The organism is Pseudoalteromonas sp. SR41-7 (genome assembly GCF_014163935.1).
Classification (GTDB): domain Bacteria; phylum Pseudomonadota; class Gammaproteobacteria; order Enterobacterales; family Alteromonadaceae; genus Pseudoalteromonas; species Pseudoalteromonas distincta.
This window is the reverse complement of sequence record NZ_JACJEF010000019.1, coordinates 30,790-49,196: the sequence shown is the minus strand read 5'-3', so window position 1 is coordinate 49,196 and position 18,407 is coordinate 30,790. Positions and strand designations below refer to the sequence as shown.

The 18,407-nt window shown below is 40.3% G+C and carries 17 protein-coding genes; 9 read left to right on the top strand and 8 right to left on the bottom strand.

All coding sequences use genetic code 11. The annotated features are described in order from the left end of the window. The first annotated feature begins 99 nt into the window (after positions 1 to 99). On the top strand, positions 100 to 2,142 hold the full coding sequence (locus H5092_RS18660) for a glycoside hydrolase family 97 protein (protein ID WP_182734548.1): 2,043 nt from the start codon (positions 100 to 102) through the stop codon (positions 2,140 to 2,142). Positions 2,143 to 2,161: 19 nt separating this feature from the next. On the opposite strand, the gene envZ is transcribed toward H5092_RS18660, so the two are convergent. Together envZ and ompR are read right to left on the bottom strand one after the other, a co-directional pair. Further along, entirely contained in the window at positions 2,162 to 3,478 is a 1,317-nt protein-coding gene (gene envZ, locus H5092_RS18655; protein WP_182734546.1) for a two-component system sensor histidine kinase EnvZ, read from the bottom strand. Between the two features lie 5 nt (positions 3,479 to 3,483). Further along, complete coding sequence (gene ompR / locus H5092_RS18650; RefSeq protein WP_182734543.1) at positions 3,484 to 4,203, bottom strand: two-component system response regulator OmpR; 720 nt, start codon at positions 4,201 to 4,203, stop codon at positions 3,484 to 3,486. Between the two features lie 195 nt (positions 4,204 to 4,398). On the opposite strand from ompR, the gene greB reads away from it, so the two are divergent. The 4 genes from greB to H5092_RS18630 all read left to right on the top strand — a co-directional run bounded on the left by greB (position 4,399) and on the right by H5092_RS18630 (position 8,434). Beyond that, positions 4,399 to 4,878: a transcription elongation factor GreB gene (greB, locus tag H5092_RS18645; protein ID WP_002959554.1), complete on the top strand. Its 480-nt coding sequence runs from the start codon at positions 4,399 to 4,401 to the stop codon at positions 4,876 to 4,878. Positions 4,879 to 4,994: 116 nt separating this feature from the next. Continuing rightward, positions 4,995 to 5,306 carry a hypothetical protein gene (locus tag H5092_RS18640; RefSeq protein ID WP_182734534.1) on the top strand — a complete coding sequence of 104 codons (312 nt, stop codon included), beginning with the start codon at positions 4,995 to 4,997 and terminating at the stop codon, positions 5,304 to 5,306. Positions 5,307 to 5,356: 50 nt separating this feature from the next. Further along, positions 5,357 to 5,938: a CBS domain-containing protein gene (locus H5092_RS18635; RefSeq protein ID WP_182694446.1), complete on the top strand. Its 582-nt coding sequence runs from the start codon at positions 5,357 to 5,359 to the stop codon at positions 5,936 to 5,938. A gap of 168 nt (positions 5,939 to 6,106) precedes the next feature. After that, positions 6,107 to 8,434: a Tex family protein gene (locus H5092_RS18630; RefSeq protein ID WP_182734532.1), complete on the top strand. Its 2,328-nt coding sequence runs from the start codon at positions 6,107 to 6,109 to the stop codon at positions 8,432 to 8,434. A gap of 71 nt (positions 8,435 to 8,505) precedes the next feature. Here the strand turns inward: H5092_RS18630 and H5092_RS18625 are convergent, their stop codons facing one another. From H5092_RS18625 to bioH, 3 genes are all read right to left on the bottom strand, one after another. Next, positions 8,506 to 9,360, bottom strand: a complete 855-nt coding sequence (locus H5092_RS18625; RefSeq protein ID WP_182734530.1) for a putative metalloprotease CJM1_0395 family protein — start codon at positions 9,358 to 9,360, stop codon at positions 8,506 to 8,508. 4 nt (positions 9,361 to 9,364) lie between these two features. Beyond that, a complete protein-coding gene (locus tag H5092_RS18620) occupies positions 9,365 to 9,673 on the bottom strand; it encodes a hypothetical protein (RefSeq protein ID WP_002959563.1) in 309 nt (102 codons plus the stop codon). Positions 9,674 to 9,763: 90 nt separating this feature from the next. After that, on the bottom strand, positions 9,764 to 10,501 hold the full coding sequence (gene bioH, locus H5092_RS18615) for a pimeloyl-ACP methyl ester esterase BioH (protein WP_182694084.1): 738 nt from the start codon (positions 10,499 to 10,501) through the stop codon (positions 9,764 to 9,766). Positions 10,502 to 10,575: 74 nt separating this feature from the next. Here bioH and H5092_RS18610 point away from each other — a divergent pair, with 74 nt between their 5' ends. Continuing rightward, positions 10,576 to 11,253 (top strand): ComF family protein, encoded by a 678-nt coding sequence (locus H5092_RS18610; protein ID WP_182694083.1) that lies wholly within the window; start codon positions 10,576 to 10,578, stop codon positions 11,251 to 11,253. A 212-nt stretch (positions 11,254 to 11,465) separates the two neighbouring features. Here H5092_RS18610 and H5092_RS18605 read toward each other — a convergent pair whose 3' ends face one another. After that, the gene (locus H5092_RS18605; RefSeq protein WP_182734528.1) at positions 11,466 to 14,021 is read right to left on the bottom strand and encodes a M14 family zinc carboxypeptidase; all 2,556 of its coding nucleotides are present in this window, start codon (positions 14,019 to 14,021) and stop codon (positions 11,466 to 11,468) included. 146 nt (positions 14,022 to 14,167) lie between these two features. Here H5092_RS18605 and nfuA point away from each other — a divergent pair, with 146 nt between their 5' ends. Together nfuA and H5092_RS18595 are read left to right on the top strand one after the other, a co-directional pair. After that, positions 14,168 to 14,743 carry a Fe-S biogenesis protein NfuA gene (gene nfuA, locus H5092_RS18600; RefSeq protein ID WP_002959571.1) on the top strand — a complete coding sequence of 192 codons (576 nt, stop codon included), beginning with the start codon at positions 14,168 to 14,170 and terminating at the stop codon, positions 14,741 to 14,743. Positions 14,744 to 14,752: 9 nt separating this feature from the next. Beyond that, positions 14,753 to 15,022 carry a hypothetical protein gene (locus tag H5092_RS18595; RefSeq protein WP_002959572.1) on the top strand — a complete coding sequence of 90 codons (270 nt, stop codon included), beginning with the start codon at positions 14,753 to 14,755 and terminating at the stop codon, positions 15,020 to 15,022. 9 nt (positions 15,023 to 15,031) lie between these two features. On the opposite strand, the gene H5092_RS18590 is transcribed toward H5092_RS18595, so the two are convergent. Beyond that, positions 15,032 to 16,366, bottom strand: a complete 1,335-nt coding sequence (locus H5092_RS18590) for an MATE family efflux transporter (RefSeq protein ID WP_259398401.1) — start codon at positions 16,364 to 16,366, stop codon at positions 15,032 to 15,034. Between H5092_RS18590 and H5092_RS18585 the strand changes: the two genes are divergently transcribed. Then, positions 16,346 to 17,383, top strand: a complete 1,038-nt coding sequence (locus H5092_RS18585; protein WP_182734526.1) for a polysaccharide deacetylase family protein — start codon at positions 16,346 to 16,348, stop codon at positions 17,381 to 17,383. The genes H5092_RS18590 and H5092_RS18585 overlap by 21 nt on opposite strands. On the opposite strand, the gene H5092_RS18580 is transcribed toward H5092_RS18585, so the two are convergent. Beyond that, positions 17,373 to 18,404: a chemotaxis response regulator protein-glutamate methylesterase gene (locus H5092_RS18580; RefSeq protein WP_182734524.1), complete on the bottom strand. Its 1,032-nt coding sequence runs from the start codon at positions 18,402 to 18,404 to the stop codon at positions 17,373 to 17,375. The two genes, H5092_RS18585 and H5092_RS18580, sit on opposite strands and share 11 nt — an antisense overlap. Positions 18,405 to 18,407: the final 3 nt, after the last annotated feature.

Genomic DNA, 18,407 nt, shown 5'->3' with positions numbered 1-18,407 from the left:
TCTATTTTTTAAAACATTGAATACGTATGTAGGCAGTCGTATTAATCATCAACAGTCATTATCCTTAGATGTCACCACCGACTCATCTAAGGACACACCATGAGAATCCCTGCACTTGTGCTTTTAGCCTTTGCTAGTAATAGCTACGGACAAACTGTAGAGCTAAAATCGCCAGACACACAAATAACAGTAAGCATCTCTGACGAAAACAACACGCCAAGCTACGCAATAAAATTTAAAAACAAAGCGGTTATAAACAAATCTTTACTGGGGTTTGAATTTAAAACACAAGCGGCCTTTAGCGACGGTTTTAAAATTAAAAGCATTGAACAACAAAGCGTTAACTCGCAGTGGCAACAACCTTGGGGCGAACGCCAAAACGTTGTTGACGAATATAACGAAGTAGCCGTTACCTTTACAAAAAACGAGCCAAATAAAGGTACCTACACTATTCGATTTAAAGCATTTGATAGTGGTGTAGGTTTTAGATACGAAGTGCCACAACAAACCGGCTTCGAACATACAGAAATAACCAAAGAGCTGACTGAGTTTGCAATAAACAATAGCCATGATGCAGCAGCATGGTGGATACCTGCTCGTGGCTGGAACCGCTACGAATATGTTTACAACACTACTCCACTTAACGAAGCTCCACTAGCTCACACACCATTTACGTTTAAAACAAGTGACGGTACTCATATTAGTATTCATGAAGCCGCTCTTGTTGATTACGCGGGTATGGTGCTTAATCAGCGCCGTCCAGGCACATTTACAGCAGACTTAACCCCTTGGTCAGATGGTATTGCCGTTAAAAAGCAAGGCGCTTTTAAAACACCATGGCGCACCATTCAAATAGCCGACAGCGCTGTTGGCCTAGTTAATTCAGATATAATACTAAATTTAAACGAGCCTAATAAACTCGGTGACGTGTCGTGGGTTAAACCTGGCAAATACGTCGGTATTTGGTGGGGTATGCATATAAACACGCAAACTTGGGGTAGCGGTAAAAAACACGGCGCCACTACGCAAACCACAAAATACTATATGGATTTTGCAGCGCAGTATGGTTTTGATGGCGTACTCGTTGAAGGCTGGAATATTGGCTGGGATGGCGATTGGTACTTTAATGGCGATGTATTTAACTTTACCAAACCGTACGATGATTTTGATATAGCAGCGCTGACTCAATACGGCAAAGAAAAAGGCGTACAGCTCATTGGCCATCACGAAACATCAGGCAATGTAAGCAACTACCGAGACCAAATGGAAGATGCCTTTACACTTTACGAAAAATCAAACGTCAGCCAAGTAAAAACAGGTTATGTAGCCGATGGCGGAAATATAAAACGTATAGACAAAAACGGTATTGCTCGCCACGAATGGCATGACGGCCAGTTTATGGTTAACGAATACCTTTATAACGTAAAACTTGCAGCTAAACATAAAATTAGCATTAACACTCACGAGCCAATTAAAGATACAGGCCTGCGCCGTACTTATCCAAACTGGATTGCGCGCGAAGGCGCTCGCGGACAAGAATACAATGCATGGGGTTCACCACCTAACCCACCAGAGCATGTACCAATGCTTGCTTTTACCCGCATGCTATCTGGGCCGATGGATTTTACGCCAGGTATTTTTGATATGAGCTTTAATGGTTTAGGAGGCGATACAAACCGCCCACAAACTACACTTGCCAAACAACTTGCACTTTATGTTGTGTTGTATAGCCCAATTCAAATGGCTGCCGACTTACCTAAAAACTATTTGGCTAAGCCCGACGCATTTCAATTTATTCAAGACGTACCAACAGATTGGCAGCAAAGTATTGCCCTTGATGGCGAAGTAGGCGACTTTATTGTATTTGCCCGTAAAGAACGTAAAAGCACTAAATACTCAGGAAACGATTGGTACCTAGGTGCTGTTACTGACGAGAAAGCTAGAACTATTGAGGTGAAACTCGACTTTTTAGAGCAAGGCAAGAAGTTTGAAGCACAAATTTATAAAGATGGTAAAAACGCAGAGTGGAAAAACAATCCGTACGATATAGCTATCGAAAAACGTATTGTAACTGCAAACGATAAACTTACGCTTAAACTGGCCACCAGTGGCGGTACAGCTATTCGTTTTAAAGCACTTTAATACAATAAAACCCCTGCATTTATTGTGCAGGAGTTGATACCTTGATTGGCAAATATACTTGTGCACTTAAACCGCCTTCTGGGCGGTTTTCTAGTTTTACTTTACCGTCGTGCATATCAACAATGCGTTTAATAATGGCAAGGCCTAAGCCACTACCTTCACTGCCACGTGCAGCATCGCCTTGCTTAAAGGGCTCAAACACAGACTCTAATTCGTTTTCAGGGATCCCAGGACCACTATCGTTTACAGCGATAATTACATATTTTTTGTTTGAATTAAAGTAACTAAGTACTTCAACATCGCCTTCAGAATAACGCAGCGCATTACCAATCATGTTGGTAATTACACGTTTAATAGCCACAGAGCTTAAGGGTATATTGCCTATATTTGGATTACTTTTAAACGTAATAGTACGTTGATGCTGAAGCTCAGAATTAACAACCTCGGCAACTAAAGCATTTATATCTTCGCAACTTAGTTCTTCACGTTTATGGTGGCGTAAATACTCAATAAACTGATCGATAATCCCGTTCATATCTTCTATATCGTAAATAATACCTTCACGAAGATAGTCATCTTCATCAACCATCATTTCGGTGGCTAAACGGATACGCGTAAGCGGCGTACGTAAATCATGCGATACACCAGCCATTAGTAAACGGCGGTCGTTTTCAAGTGCGGCAATTCCGCGCGACATTTGATTAAACGCGCGCGTTACTTCTATTACTTCTGTTGAGCCTTCTTCTTCTAATTTGGTAGAAAAATCGCCTTTGCCTACTTTTACTGCAGCTTGTTGCAGTGCTTTTAATGGCCTATTAAGGTGCCTTGCAAACAACCACCCACCCAGCACACTTAAAAAGCCAATACTTGATAAGTAAAAAGTTAAAAACTCTAAGTTATTCTCTTTAAAGCCTTTAAGCGGTACTTTTACCCAATAACCTGGCGCTTGCGGTGCTTCAACCCAATAAATTAATGGATCAGTTTGGCTAATACGTACACGAGAATAACCACCAAGTTGCTCAGTCATGCTGCGCGATAGCATAGAATATTCGCGGCTTTGTCCAAGCCCTTGACGCATTGCTTCGCGCTGCGTCATTACTTCAATGCCGGTAATTTCAAAAAACTTCGCAGATACTTCGTCGTTTATTTCAACGCCATCTTCCCAGTCAATAAATACCGTTTTAATTTGCTTAGCAAGCATCAAGTTAACTTGCTCAATAGTTGGTTTTACAACATAAAAACTAACCGTAACATAAGAGACTATTTGATTTATTAGCAGCAAAGCCGCCACTAAAAAAACAGTTTGCCCAAAAGCACTTCGCGGAAACATGCCCATAAATATTACTTTTCACCATCGGGAACAAACACATAGCCCAAACCCCAAACGGTTTGAATATATCGAGGATTAGCAGCATCTACTTCAATCATGCGGCGAAGTCGCGATACTTGCACATCAATACTTCGCTCAAGCGCACTGTAATCGCGGCCACGCGCTAAGTTCATTAGCTTATCGCGGCTAAGTGGCTCACGCGGATGCGAAACAAGCGCTTTAAGCACTGCAAACTCACCACTGGTAAGCGATATTGTTTTATTCCCTTCACTCATTTCGCGCGTTGCTAAATTAAGCGTAAATTTACCAAAAGCGATTAAGTTTTCTTCAGCAGCTGGAGCACCTGGCACTTCTTTTGCGCGGCGGCGTAAAATTGCTTTTATGCGCGCAAGTAGCTCACGTGGATTAAATGGTTTTGGAATGTAATCGTCAGCGCCAAGTTCAAGACCAATAATACGGTCTACTTCGTCGCCCTTTGCAGTAAGCATAACAATAGGAATTTCATTTTCTTTTTGGCGTAGTCGGCGGCAAATAGATAAACCATCCTCGCCTGGAAGCATTAAATCGAGAACCATTAAGTGAAAGTTTTCACGCTCTAGGAGTCTATCCATTTGCTCCGAGTTTCCTGCGGTTCTAACAATAAAGCCTTGCTCTACTAAGTAACGTTCAAGCAAACTGCGTAAGCGCATATCGTCATCAACAACTAATACTTTTGTGGTCTCGTGTCCCATAATCTCTTTCTTATTTTTATATCCAATTACTAGTTAATATAAATGAAAAACTTAATAATCAAAAACTAATTACTTGCTTAGATTGTTACTGAACATTTCAAAGCTTCCTTACTCGTACTTTATTAAATTTTACGCTCGACAAATTTTGGCAAATTTAATAACGTGCACACCATTAGAGTTAATAAAGAATTCACCATGAAAACAAATTTAGTTACCCGCGAAGGTTACTTGCAATTACAACAAGAACACGATCAACTATGGAACGTAAAACGCCCAGAAGTAACAAAAATAGTAAGCTGGGCAGCCAGCCTCGGAGATCGCTCTGAGAACGCAGACTATCAATATAACAAGCGATTGCTGCGCCAAATTGACCGCCGGGTACGCTACTTACGCAAACGCATACCTGATTTAAAAATTATTGACTACTCTCCCGTGCAAGATGGAAAAGTATTTTTTGGTGCATGGGTTGAAATTGAAAACGAAGAAGGTGAAGTTAAAAAGTTCAGAATTGTAGGTCCTGATGAAATTTACGACCGTAAAGATTACATATCAATAGACTCACCTATGGCGCGTGCGTTGATTAAAAAACAAGTAGATGACGAATTTGAAGTGACCACACCTCAAGGAAAAAAGCAGTGGTATGTAAACAGTATCGATTACCAAAAAAAGAAATAAAAAGTTTTGATTCAGATCATGTTAACTTTTGATTGTGTAAATTAAAGCAATAAGCTATAACTGAATTATTCAAGTTGATTTGTTTAATTTGAAAGCAGTTAATTAAGGTCGTGATTATGTCAAACATGGTACAGCGCATATTTAGTAATGCCGTATTGTTTGCACTTTTAATGAGTGTAAGTTTGACGCTGCATGCCAGCAACACTGACGTAAACCTTGATAACGCTAAACTATCTAATCACTTTATTACTTGTGATATTCCTGACCAAGCAAACCTCGATTTTGACGTGGACTCTCACGTTAACACTATTACCTTTAGGTCGCCTCAACCACTTCCTAATGTCGTAGGTTCTTTTTATAAGAGCGCTAATCTAAACAGACCTTTTAGCACTGCATACCAACGCGGACCACCTAGCTATTTAATTTAATTCATTATTTTACAACTTAATTAAATTTTATAACTACTAAGGTGACTACTATGTCTAACTTTAAAGAATTACGTACCCAAAATATTTCTCATGGCGTTATTGCTAGCACATTTGCAGATGATCAACCATTAATCGATTTATCTTCTCCAGCGCTAAAAATGGTGAATAACTTTACTCAAAAAACACCTATTCGTGCAGAGCATGGAACAACGATTACAGAGGCACTTAAACAAGTAAGTGCACAACAATCTGACTTTGTTTTAGTAACAGACGAACACCAAAAATTAATTGGCCTAGTTTCTAGCGCCGATTTACAAAGCTCTAAAATTACTATTATTGCAGAGCGCTTAAATATGCAACGAAGCGAAGTAAGCTTACGTGACATTATGACACCAGTTAGCCGCCTTACAGGTGTAAGTATGCAAAGCTTAAGCTACGCATGCATTGGTGATGCGCTGCAAACGATGGAGCATCAGGGCACAATGTTTTTATTAGTTACAACAGCGAGTAACGAAATTTGTGGTTTAATTTCAGCTCGCCAAATAGCTAAAACATTACATATTCCTGTACATATCTCACCTATTGCTCACTCTTTCAGTGAGGTATTAGAAAACATTGAGCACCCTCACTAGGGCGCTCTTTTAGTTGAATTGATTTGCTCCCGACCCAACCATCTTAAAGCAAGTAAAATAGCTTGCTTTAAGAGCTTTTCATTACTACCTCCTGTGATATTATTCAAGCAATTAACAGCGCCAGTAACACGCTTCTGGTCTTATTTTATTGTATAAAAAGGTTTTTGCATGAGCGATATCTCTGCACGTTTAGCCGGTGAGTTAAACGCACAGCAGCAACAGGTTGTTGCTGCAACAAAGTTACTTGATGAAGGCGCAACTGTTCCTTTTATTGCCCGCTACAGAAAAGAAGTTACAGGCGGCCTAGACGACACCCAATTACGCCTTTTAGAGCAGCGTTTATCGTATTTACGTGAACTAGAAGAGCGCCGTAGTTTTATTTTATCGACAATCGAATCGCAAAATAAATTAACGCCAGAGCTAAGTGCCGATATAACCAATGCACAAAGTAAAACAGAACTTGAAGATTTGTACCTACCATATAAAGCTAAGCGCCGCACTAAAGGCCAAATAGCAATTGAAGCTGGTTTAGAGCCTCTTGCAGATGCACTATTTAAAGATGCTAACCTTGACCCAGAGCAACAAGCGGAACAGTTTGTAAGTGCTGAAAAAGGTTTTGCAGATACAAAAGCGGTACTTGAAGGCGCTAAATTCATCTTAATGGAACGCTTTGCTGAAGACGCAAAATTACTTGCTAAATTTAGAAGCCACATTAGCCAAAATGGCGCAATTGAAAGTACTGTGATTAAAGGCCAAGAGCAAGCCGGTGCAAAATACCGTGATTACTTTGAGCATCAAGAACTTCTTAAAAAAGTACCTTCTCACCGTGCGCTTGCAATGCTTAGAGCTCGAAATGAAGGTGTACTTCAGTTAAATATAAACCCAGAGCCTAGTGCAGAAAATTCAGCACAATTATGTGCAAACATGATTGCTGAGCATTACCGTTTAGATATTAAATATAAAGCGGCAAGTCCTTGGTTATTAAACGTTGTTCAATGGGCGTGGAAAGTTAAGCTAGGGTTACACCTAGAGAATGAGTTTTTTGCAGCAATGCGCGAAAAAGCAGAAGCCGGTGCAATAGATGTATTTGCTAAAAACTTAAAAGATTTATTAATGGCTGCACCTGCAGGCCCTCGTACTACTTTAGGTCTTGATCCAGGCCTTCGTACTGGCTGTAAGATTGCCGTTGTTGATAGCACAGGTAAATTACTAGCTACACAAACTATTTTCCCTCATGCACCACAAAATCATTGGGATAAATCAGTGCGTACGTTAGAGCAACTTTGCCGTCAGCATAAAGTTGAGCTAATTGCGATTGGTAACGGTACTGCATCACGCGAATCAGATAAGTTGGTTGCTGAGCTTATCAAAGCAAACAGCGAACTTAAGCTTAGTAAAATTATGGTTAGCGAAGCGGGTGCATCGGTTTACTCAGCTTCTGAATTTGCAGCTAATGAATTTCCAGGTTTAGATGTTTCTATACGAGGGGCTGTCTCTATTGCACGCCGCCTTCAAGATCCTCTTGCTGAACTTGTTAAAATTGAGCCAAAATCAATTGGTGTTGGCCAATACCAACATGATGTATCGCAAAGCCAATTAGGCCAGAGCCTTATTTCAGTAGTTGAAGACTGTGTAAACTCAGTAGGCGTAGATTTAAACATGGCCTCGGTACCCTTACTTACACGCGTATCTGGTTTAAACAAAACATTAGCGCAAAATATCGTTAATTATCGCGATGCTAACGGCACATTTACTAAACGTAGTGAGCTTAAAAAGGTTGAGCGTTTAGGGCCAAAAGCATTTGAACAAGCGGCTGGTTTTTTACGTATTAACAATGGTAGCGATCCACTAGATAACTCATCAGTTCACCCTGAAGCTTATCCTGTTGTTAAACGCATTTGTGAACGTAATAGCGTAGATGTCAGTAACCTAATTGGTAACAGCGACTTTTTAACTAAACTTGCTGCTAACGATTACACTGACGAAAAGTTTGGCTTACCAACCGTTACCGACATTATCACTGAGCTTGATAAACCTGGTCGAGATCCTCGACCTGAATTTAAAACAGCTGAGTTTAAAGCCGGTGTTGAAAAAATTAGTGACCTAAAACCAGGTATGATTTTAGAAGGCGTGGTTTCAAACGTTGCTAATTTTGGTGCGTTTGTTGATGTAGGTGTTCACCAAGATGGTTTAGTGCATATTTCAGCAATCACGAATAAATTTATATCAGATCCGCGTGAAGTTGTTAAAGCTGGTGATATTGTAAAGGTTAAAGTTGTTGAAGTAGACGCTGCACGTAAACGCATAAGCTTTACTATGCGCTTAGATGACGATATTGACACAAGTAATAAGTCAGCAGCTCCAGCTACGCAAAAGCCACAAGCACGTGCTAATAATTCGCAACCTCGCGCTGCAAAGCCTAAACGTGACAACGGTAATGCGTTAATGGGCAATGCATTTGCCGATGCGTTCGCTAATGCTAAAGTAAAAAAATAATACTTGTGCAACTAAGCTAAAACGAAAAAAACCGCGTAAGCGGTTTTTTTGTGGTTATGTTTTGCTAATTATTAACTTAACGCTGAAAAACTACTTTGGCTCGCTGGCGATGTAGCCATTTGATAAAAGTTAGCAATACGCCCCGCCCGTGCTTCAACATCGGCATCACGTGTTTGCTCGTCACTTTTAGCTGTTTTTGTATCGCTGCTTTCATCGCTAGAGAATGATGCTTCAAGTTTACTTTTTGCGTCTTCGTCGTCTTCTTTTTCAGGTTGTGCAAGCTCAGCTTGAGCCGCTGCTAGCTTTTGCGTAGCATCTGCGGCAATAGAGCGATCAGCTCCCGAAGGCTCTGCAGGCGCTAATGCGGCAGCGCGTACTGTTTGCATTTTGTCTATAGTCGCTTGCGGGTCACCCGGAATCTCTGATACATCTATTTGTACTTCTCCGCCAACTGCGTAGTTAGTACCATTTGGGCCACGTTGGTATTCATAGCTTGGCGAGCCAGCATATTGCCCGCCTACAGAAGCGTGTGCTTGTTCGTGTATTCGTACTTCAGTATCCCGTGCTTTTAGCTCTGTAATTTGTTGTTGTTCTTGTTCTAATTGCAGCTCTTCTTGCTCAGATTCTTTTTTCTCAATTGCTTCACTTTCTTGCTCAGTGCCCTCAGGATTTTCTGAGTTTCCATCGCGCTGCTGAACTGACTTTTCGTCTGCTATTTTTCCCGTTGCGTTATACGTCGCACCATCGCTACTGCCTGGCAATTTTGCTTTTTCAGCATCACTTTGCGCTTTGGTTTCTGTATTACTTGCGCTACTAGATGCGGGAGCCGGAATAACTTCGCGTAGTTGGTTGTCACGCCGTGCGGTTTCCGTATAAACATTTGCGGTGTTTATATTGATAGACGGAAATGGCGTGACAATATTCATAATACTAAACTTTAATATCGATTAACGTGCCAAGTACATCATCGGCCGTTTGAATTGATTGCGTATTTGCCTTGGCATTAAACTCTTCAACTTTTAAGTTAACAAGCGCTTCATCAACACGAGCTGGTTGTGCTACTGGTGCAGTAATCGCTTCTTCAGGGCGTGCTGCCGTAAGCTGACGTTGCTGCGCTAATTGCGCGTCATCTTGTTGTTCTATACTGGCACGGTTAATCTCAGCACTGGCTTTTTCAATACCTTGGCTAGCTCGGTTAAACCCTTCTATACCACTATTAAATACTGATCCGATTGGCATATTAAAACCTCCACCAAATAAACATTGTTTAATTATCGCTCAGGTTCTGCTCAAAATAAAGCTTTAAACAGCGCTATTCTTAGCTCTATTTTAAAGCATTGATTTAACGACAGATAAAAACTCACTTTTATGAGAAATAAATGGTGCATGGGATGCTTTATCTAGTACTTCATATTCAAACTCAGTATTTAGTGCTGACATTTTGCTAATAGCTTTATAAGGTACTAAAGCATCAAGCCGGCCAAATACTCCTCTAATAGGGACTGGGCAATGAGTAAATAAGTCACGTAAATCGTCGTTTTGTAAAATATCTAAACCAGCACTCAGGGCATCGCTTTGGGGTGCGCTGTACTGATTTAGCAATTGTTTAAGCTGCTTTATATCATCACGCGCCGACTCGCTACCCATTGCTTGAATAGCTAAAAAGCGCTCTATTGTTTTTTCTCGATGATTAACTAACTGCTCTTTAAACTGCGCCAATACATTCGCTTTTATTCCAGGCCAATTATCTGCCTCTGCAAAAAAAGGAGTCGATGCTATTAAAATAACTTTAGATACCTTTTCAGGCCAATGCTTCGCAATATAAAGTGCAAATAATCCACCTAACGACCATCCCATTAAAATGCTCTTCGGCTTTAATTGCTTACTCAAAATTTCTGCTGCATCATGCAAAGTATAAGGGCTTGGGCACACATCGCTATTACCAAACCCAGGTAGGTCATGGCTACGTACATTTCCTGAATATAAAAACTCAAGTTCTGGCTGTACTAACTGCCATACGCCCTGATTCATTCCCCAACCATGTAATAACACTAACTCATTTTGCATATTTGCCTAACCTTTACCAAACTTAGGCTCATCATAACGTTTAGAAAGGCGATTGCAATGCAAGGAGCGAGTCTGTGAAACAAGCCGTTTTAAATTGGTTATTTCCCTCTTATTGCGTGCAGTGTCAAAACTCGATTGCGACCTCTTTAGGGCTATGTGATTATTGCCTTGAAGATTTACCATTGTTTGATTTTAGTAAGCATACGAGTTTATTGCATCGACCTGATATTATTGAGATGTTTCCTAATTGCGAGTTTGATAAATTATTTGCATGCGCTTTTTATCAGCCTCCCTTTGAGCATTGGCTTAAAAGGCTAAAATTTAATAATCAAATTCATTATAAAAAGGCATTGCAGCAAATTATACAAAAACAGTTAACGCAGTTTTTTGAGCAAAGCCCTAACTTGCCAGATACCTTTATTATTTTACCTCTTCATAAAAGCCGCTTTATTACTCGTGGATTTAATCAGGTAAGCCAAGTTTGGCAACCCTGTTTAGCTAATTACGCCCCACTAAGTAATGTTCTTATTCGCGATAAAAAAACACAAGCTCAGTCGGAGCTATCCAAAGCAAAGCGTATAAGAAACTTAAAAAATGCCTTTATTTGTACACAAGACATGGCCGGTAAAACAGTCGCTATTGTTGATGATGTGATGACGACAGGGGCAACATTAAACGCAGCTACTAGTGCACTAAAACAAGCAGGCGCTAAACAAGTGTGGGCTTTTACAACTTGCTTAACGCCTATTTAATTATTAAAAAGTATTAAACCAATCCGCAATAATACTTAATCATTTTGCGGGGCTAAACGTGTCGCTACCTGTGTTAAAAAATTCTCATTTACGACTGCATGGATGCAGAAGGTAGAGCAATTGCCTAGAACAACTAATTAGCGAATTTTTTGCCTAGCTATCAACACGTTTTTCCATCCTCAAAATAGATTACTTAATTAAGCTAATTGGTATTATTCGCCATTTGCACGAAACGTATGACCAAAAAATAACGCATTGCTTAGTAGTCGACTAGTCCCATACCAGTAACCCCTAAATACAGGATCGTCGGTCATGCCTATTACTGTACCTCGTCCATATGAGTGCGCAATTAAGCCAGCGCCACCAGCAACTTGCTCAACATTAACAGCATCGGTAAAACCCGCTAACAATGGCTTTTTAGTATAGGTAAGTACATTTACAAACGGTGCATCGGAAGCTTCTAGCAACCAAGTACTGTTTTTGAATACGGGCAATGTATTGCGTTTAAGTGAAAATGTAAGTGGGTGAGTTAAATCTACATTAGTATTAAAAATAGCTCCTGCAATGCGTTGACGTCCTGCTAAATGGTCCTTATCGCCATAACTTAAACCTGTCGTTTTAAATGCACTCGCTACATCTTGTCTTGATAGATAGCTTGCTTTGAGTAATTGCTGATCAGCTAAAAATTTAGCGCCGCCTTTGTGACCCCAAATAACGCCGCCTTTTCTTACCCAGCTTTTTATAGCCACTTTGTCGGTATCAGATAAGCTGTTGTAGTTACCATGAGCAAGTACTATATGGCTGTAATTACTGAGTTCAATAGAGTTTAAACGCTCCATTTCAACAATTGTTGGCGCAACACCTACAAAGCGATCGAGGTAGTACCATACTTCCCCAGCTTCGTACTGGCTTACGCCTTTACCACCTACCAATAATACTTTTGGCTCGCTAACAACCGCCATTGTACGAGACCCTAAATCGGCTCCTTTGCTTGTAAGACCTGAGTTAATAGGCTTGATTGCAATTCCAAACTCGTTTTGTGCTTTATTTAATATTCCAACCCAATCATTATTCGTTTGTAAGCCTGCTGGCACAATAATACTACCAGCATCAAAGCTTACTTCACTTGAGTTTGATTTGGCTGTTAATGGGCTTAGCGCTACACGCGCTTTAATACCTTGCTTTAAAAGGCTGTTTAGCATTTTAGGTGCTAGGTAATCATCCCACGAAAAGCCAAACGCATAGCCTTGCTCAAGTGAAGCAAAAGAAGGTTTTACCGCTTTTTGCCACGGTGTACTTGCAACCTCTAAACCCCAACTGCTTTTTACTTTTGCAAAAGGTAAGTTAAACGCATGCGCTAAAGTCCAGCCAGATACGTCATAAAAGGTGTTATCAGCAAAGTTTTTTTGCTCGCTAAAAATAGCTTTTATTAGGCGGTACTGTGGCTGGGCTAAGGGCACAAAGTAGCTATTGGTTGTATAGTTGTTGCCATTTGCCTTGAGTGATTTAGTAAGCGAAAAAGCATCTATTTGATGCTGTTTCAACAACCCTAAAAAATCTTTAATACGAGTGTTGTCATCCGCGCCCTCAATAACATAACCTTCAAAGCTTTCATCACTGGCTAAATCAGTAGCTTGATTATAAAACTTAGCTTGGTAATCAAGTAATGCTTGGCGGTTATCAACAGCGGCTTTAAAGGTAGATAAACTCGTTAATAGTTGATTTTTAATAGTAAAGGGAAAGCTCAAAGGTCCATTTATAGTGTCTTGGATATGCCCGCGAGAACTTGCTTGCTCAAATAAAATGCCTATGCCACCATTTACATCGGGATAGGTTGAACCTTTACCGTAATAGAAGTCGTCAAAGCTTTCTTCAGTAAAGTACAGTGCGTTGTTTTCATCTAACGTTTTTGCGTGATAGTTAGCAATCGCTTTAGTTAACGTTACATTTTCATCCGGTGTTATAGGATGCTTACGACTAGGAATACCTGGCTGAAAAAAGTAACTGCTGTTTGGTCCCATTTCATGAAAATCGGTTAAGACATTTGGTTTCCACTGATGAAATTTAGCAATACGCGAGCGCGATTCAGGATGTTGTAGTAATAACCAGTCACGATTTAAATCAAACCAGTAATGATTGGTACGACTACTTGGCCAGTTTTCAACATGTTCACGGGTTTTAGGGTCGCTTGATAAGTTCATACCTCGGTTACTGTTGGCCCAGTTAGCAAAACGAGCAAGTCCGTCAGGATTAAGCGAAGGGTCGAGTAAAATAACCGTGTTGTTTAATAACTCATCTATTTCAGCACCTTGTGCAGCAGCTAAGTAATATGCCACCAGCAAAGATGAGTTACTACCTGATGACTCATTACCATGCACACTATACCCCATCCATACAACGGCAGGCTGCTTTGTAGAATTAGCATCTGATCCATCGTTACTTAAGCGTGCTAAGTGAGCTTGGCGTGTCTGCTCTATGCTTGATAACTTATCAGCTGCTGTAATTGTTAGCATGACAAGGGGGCGTTGTTCATGTGTGCGGCCAATCACTTCAAAATTTATACGGTCGCTTTTATCAGCAAGTATTTCCATATAACGTACGAGCTGATCGTGTCTCACGTGCCACTCTCCTACTTCGTAACCGAGTACTTGCTCAGGAGTAGGAATTGAAGGGTCAAATTTTACATCTTGTTCAAAATAATACGAAAGTGGCTTAGCTACACTTGAAAAGCTAAGCAACACCACCATTAATGTTAATACCAAACGCATATAAATCACTCAAAAAATGTTCGTTGTTTGCACGCTACCATTGCTTAAAATAGATGCCAACTTTTTACGCTCAACACTAGCCGCAACACGATGAGCGGAGTATGATACGCAGTATCCGAGTAATTTAGTCAAGTATAGATGGTTTTATGATTTCTATTTCCGAAACAGCGCAAGCGCATTTTGCTAAACTATTAGCAGATCAATCACAACAAACCAATATTCGTGTGTTTGTTGTAAACCCTGGTTCATCACAAGCGGAATGTGGTGTGTCTTATTGTCCAGAAGACGCTGTAGAAGCGAGCGATATTCGCCTAAACTTTAACGGTTTTGATGCCGTTGTAGATGCAGAAAGTGCTCCATTTTTAGAAGAAGCTGAAATCGATTTTGTTACCGACAAAATGGGTACTCAGTTAACGCTAAAAGCACCAAATGCAAAGGCGCGTAAAATAGGTGACGATGCATCGTTAAACGAACGTGTACAGCACATGCTAGAAACCGAAGTAAATCCACAACTTGCTAACCACGGTGGTCAAGTAAGCCTTGTTGAGATTACAGCTGCAGGTATAGCTATACTTCAGTTTGGTGGTGGTTGTAATGGTTGTTCTATGATCGATGTAACACTAAAAGAAGGCATTGAAAAAGAAATGATAGCTAAGTTTGAAGAAATCACCGGTGTTGCTGATATAACAGAACACGAAGCGGGCGATCACTCTTACTATTAGGCCTTGTAAATGCTAAAGCAGCTTATCTATCGCTTAGGGAGCAATCCTAAGCTGAGCTTAAAGCGCTTTTTTCGCGGCTTAGCACTGTTTGTGCTAGCCGTGATATTCATATCTATTGGGTATTACACCCACTACAGCTTACAAATAATTGGCGTTATAATTTTACTCCCCGCATTATTTTTTGCCGGTTGGGGCTACTGCGGTATTTTTGCCAATCGTTTTTCACAAGTTTTAAAAGATATGGGCCCTAAACACCATGACCCCGATCTCTGGAAATAAACCATTTATTTAATCTAATAGCTGATTATTTATTTTTAAGTGGTGATATTTAATTATTAATGTAACCCCGCGCATTAACATAAAACAGCTCATAGCCAGCCATAACCCGTTATTTTGCAAGTCTATAAACACCCAAAACACACCAAAAAAGCCAACTCCAGCTGAAAGTATCATACTGTTACGCATGTTCTTTGCTCGCGTAAGCCCTACAAAAACACCATCAAACAAAAAGCAACTCATGGCCAAAATTGGTAATACTACTATCCATGGTAAATAATGCGTTGCCTCTTGAATAACCTCTGGGACATTGGTTAAAAGCTTGATTATGGTGTTGCCAAATAATGCAAAAAATAGGCTATATAACACACCAAAAAGCATACCCCAAAATACGCTTATCTTAACCCACAGCTCTATGTTTTTAACACTTCCTTGGCCTTTCGCTTGCCCTACTTTTGCCTCAGAGGCGTAAGCAACGCCATCAAGAGCAAAGCTCACCAACATTAAAAAATTAAGTAAGACAGCATTAGCGGCGAGTGTAGTTTCGCCTATACGCGCCGCGTAAAATGTCATAAAACTAAAGCATAATTGCAGTATTAAAGAGCGAATAAATATATCTCTATTCAAACTCAATAATTCAGCCATTTTGCTAATACTCAACCAATTCGGTACATTTAGATCAATGTCTTGTTTTTTAGCTAGTTTAGCCACTAAAAACAGTGCAAATACTAGTGCTGTATAGTCAGCAATAAGTGACGCCCATGCAGCGCCTGCAACTGCCCAATCTAAATAAACAACAAAATAAATATCGAGCACTATATTAACGATATTAGTGACGAGTAATAAATAAAATGGACCTCGACCATAATGCACACCAAGCATCCAACCCAGTAACACTAAATTACATAATGCTGCTGGAGCACTAAAAATACGAATGCTAAAATACTGATAAGCTTGGTTAAGTACGTCGCCATTGGCTGCGGAGAGGTAAGCTATAGCGTGCTTTATTAATGGGGATAACACAATTAATAGCACGGCCACTGCGCTTGCAAGCAATAGGCTTCGTTTAAGTAAGGCGGCAAGTTGGGTTAAATCGTTTTTTCCGTATGCTTGTGCCACGAGTCCCGTGGTGCTCATTCTTAAAAAACCAGCAAGCCAAAATAAAATAGATATAACTGCAGAGCCAAGGGCAATTCCAGCTAAGTAATGAGCGCTTCCTAAGTGCCCAATTACAGCAGTATCAACAATTCCTAACAACGGCACTGTGATATTTGATAGTATCATCGGACCCGCTAACAACAGCAAGCTTTTATGGTGTGCCTTATTATGTATAAGAAATTGTTTCATTTAGTGTTATTTATCCTCATTAGTATATCTGTGCGGGCTCAAGCAGCCATTATTTTACAGTATCATCATGTTAGTGAAACCCTACCCGCTGTCACGAGCGTTAGCGCAAATACATTTACGGAGCATTTAAGCTATTTAAAAGAGCACAACTTTAACGTTATTCCTCTTAATGAGTTAATTAGCGCGCTTCAACAAGGTGAAACTTTACCTGATAAAACACTCGCCATCACCTTTGATGATGGTTATAACAATAACTATGAACAAGCCGCACCTATTTTAGAAAAGTTTGGCTACCCGTACACTATCTTTGTAAATCCTAAATTAATAGACGAAGGTATGAGTTACGTAATGGGGTGGGATAAGCTCAAAGAATTATCTAAAAAAGGGGCATTAATAGCCAATCATAGCGGACAACATGATTACTTACACCTTAAGCTTGAAAACGAAACCGATGCACAATGGCAATCACGTATTAAGCAAGATATTCTTAACTCTCAAAAGCGCATAAAAGAAGAAATAGGCCACAACTATAAATACTTAGCATACCCGTATGGTGAGTTTAATAACGAGCTGCAAGCACTCGTGACAGAGCTTGGCTTTGTAGGTATTGGCCAGCACTCAGGCGCTGTAAATAAAGATTCTAATTTTAGCCGCTTGCCGCGTTTTCCTGCATCAGGCTTTTACAGCAAGCTAGAAACCCTTATTACTAAGCTTAACTCACGCGCGTTTAATATCACCAATTTAACTTATCAAGATAGCGTTACACAGCAAAATCCACCCACGCTCACAATTGAATTTAAGATGGGTGATTTTCATAAGAGCCAATTTGCCTGTTATGTATCAAGCGTAGGCCAAGCAGATTTAAAATGGATAACTAAAAATACTGTCGAAATCACCTCACCAAAGGTGCTTAATAAAGGGCGTTCTCGTTTTAATTGCACGGCCCCTTCTATTTCAAGCCCTGGTGATTACTTTTGGTTTTCGCAGCCTTGGGTAATTGAAGCGCCTAAACCTTAACGGCCTGATGTAAAAGCCGCTGGGTTATTTTATCCAGCGCAACTATCTCGTCAGCTGCATTTAGCTCAGCAGCTGCTTTAGGCATACCCCATACCACAGACGAATACTCATCTTGAGCCAAGGTATGTGCTCCGTTTTGTTTTAGTGCAAGTAACCCTTTTGCGCCATCACTCCCCATCCCTGTTAGTATGGCTGCAACTACGTTTTTAGCTCCTGTCTCAACTAATGAGTTAAACAGCACATCTACCGCAGGTTTATGTCTGTTGACCGGCTCGCCATCATCAAGCTGGCAATACAAGCTAACACCTCGCTTTTTAATACTTAAATGAAAACCACCTGGTGCTATATAAGCCCAGCCAGTGCTAAGCTTATCGCCATGTTCAGCCTCTTTCACATTTATCGTGCATGTACGATTCATTCGCTCAGCAAATGAGGCGCTAAACACAGGAGGAATATGCTGAGTAATTACAATGGGCGGGCAATTTTGTGGCATTTTAATAAGTACTTCTTTAATAGCCTCAGTACCACCCGTTGAAGCACCTATCGCTATTACTTTATTAAGTAAAAACTGAGAATGAGTATTAATAGGCTCGTTTGTGACGACCGTTTTTTTATAGCTTCTTACTCTTGCTCCAGCAGCTATTCGCACCTTTTGTTGGACAAGTGATGCATATTGGCTCAATTGCTCTCTTACGTTATTAGTGGGCTTAGCTATAAAATCAACAGCTCCTAATTCGAGTGCTTCTAGTGTAATAGGAGAGCCTTTTTGTGTCAGTGTTGAAATCATCACTACTGGCATTGGTCTTAATCGCATTAAGTTTTTTAAAAAACTAATACCATCCATTTTTGGCATTTCTACGTCGAGCGTTAATACATCAGGACTGAGTTTTTTTATCATTTCGCGAGCTTCATAGGGGTCCTCTGCGCTCCCCACTACTGTAATGTCTTTAGCTTGTTGTAATATTTCAGTGAGTAAACGCCTAATTAAAGGGGAGTCGTCAATTATTAATACTTTAATCATGCA

What these genes read in the sequence shown, in the direction of transcription:
- H5092_RS18660 (WP_182734548.1), top strand. Translation starts at nt 100, where the DNA reads ATGAGAATCCCTGCACTTGTGCTTTTAGCCTTTGCTAGTAATAGCTAC.
- envZ (WP_182734546.1), bottom strand. Translation starts at nt 3,478, where the DNA reads ATGGGCATGTTTCCGCGAAGTGCTTTTGGGCAAACTGTTTTTTTAGTG.
- ompR (WP_182734543.1), bottom strand. Translation starts at nt 4,203, where the DNA reads ATGGGACACGAGACCACAAAAGTATTAGTTGTTGATGACGATATGCGC.
- greB (WP_002959554.1), top strand. Translation starts at nt 4,399, where the DNA reads ATGAAAACAAATTTAGTTACCCGCGAAGGTTACTTGCAATTACAACAA.
- H5092_RS18640 (WP_182734534.1), top strand. Translation starts at nt 4,995, where the DNA reads ATGTCAAACATGGTACAGCGCATATTTAGTAATGCCGTATTGTTTGCA.
- H5092_RS18635 (WP_182694446.1), top strand. Translation starts at nt 5,357, where the DNA reads ATGTCTAACTTTAAAGAATTACGTACCCAAAATATTTCTCATGGCGTT.
- H5092_RS18630 (WP_182734532.1), top strand. Translation starts at nt 6,107, where the DNA reads ATGAGCGATATCTCTGCACGTTTAGCCGGTGAGTTAAACGCACAGCAG.
- H5092_RS18625 (WP_182734530.1), bottom strand. Translation starts at nt 9,360, where the DNA reads ATGAATATTGTCACGCCATTTCCGTCTATCAATATAAACACCGCAAAT.
- H5092_RS18620 (WP_002959563.1), bottom strand. Translation starts at nt 9,673, where the DNA reads ATGCCAATCGGATCAGTATTTAATAGTGGTATAGAAGGGTTTAACCGA.
- bioH (WP_182694084.1), bottom strand. Translation starts at nt 10,501, where the DNA reads ATGCAAAATGAGTTAGTGTTATTACATGGTTGGGGAATGAATCAGGGC.
- H5092_RS18605 (WP_182734528.1), bottom strand. Translation starts at nt 14,021, where the DNA reads ATGCGTTTGGTATTAACATTAATGGTGGTGTTGCTTAGCTTTTCAAGT.
- nfuA (WP_002959571.1), top strand. Translation starts at nt 14,168, where the DNA reads ATGATTTCTATTTCCGAAACAGCGCAAGCGCATTTTGCTAAACTATTA.
- H5092_RS18595 (WP_002959572.1), top strand. Translation starts at nt 14,753, where the DNA reads ATGCTAAAGCAGCTTATCTATCGCTTAGGGAGCAATCCTAAGCTGAGC.
- H5092_RS18585 (WP_182734526.1), top strand. Translation starts at nt 16,346, where the DNA reads ATGTATAAGAAATTGTTTCATTTAGTGTTATTTATCCTCATTAGTATA.
- H5092_RS18590 (WP_259398401.1), bottom strand. Translation starts at nt 16,366, where the DNA reads ATGAAACAATTTCTTATACATAATAAGGCACACCATAAAAGCTTGCTG.
- H5092_RS18580 (WP_182734524.1), bottom strand. Translation starts at nt 18,404, where the DNA reads ATGATTAAAGTATTAATAATTGACGACTCCCCTTTAATTAGGCGTTTA.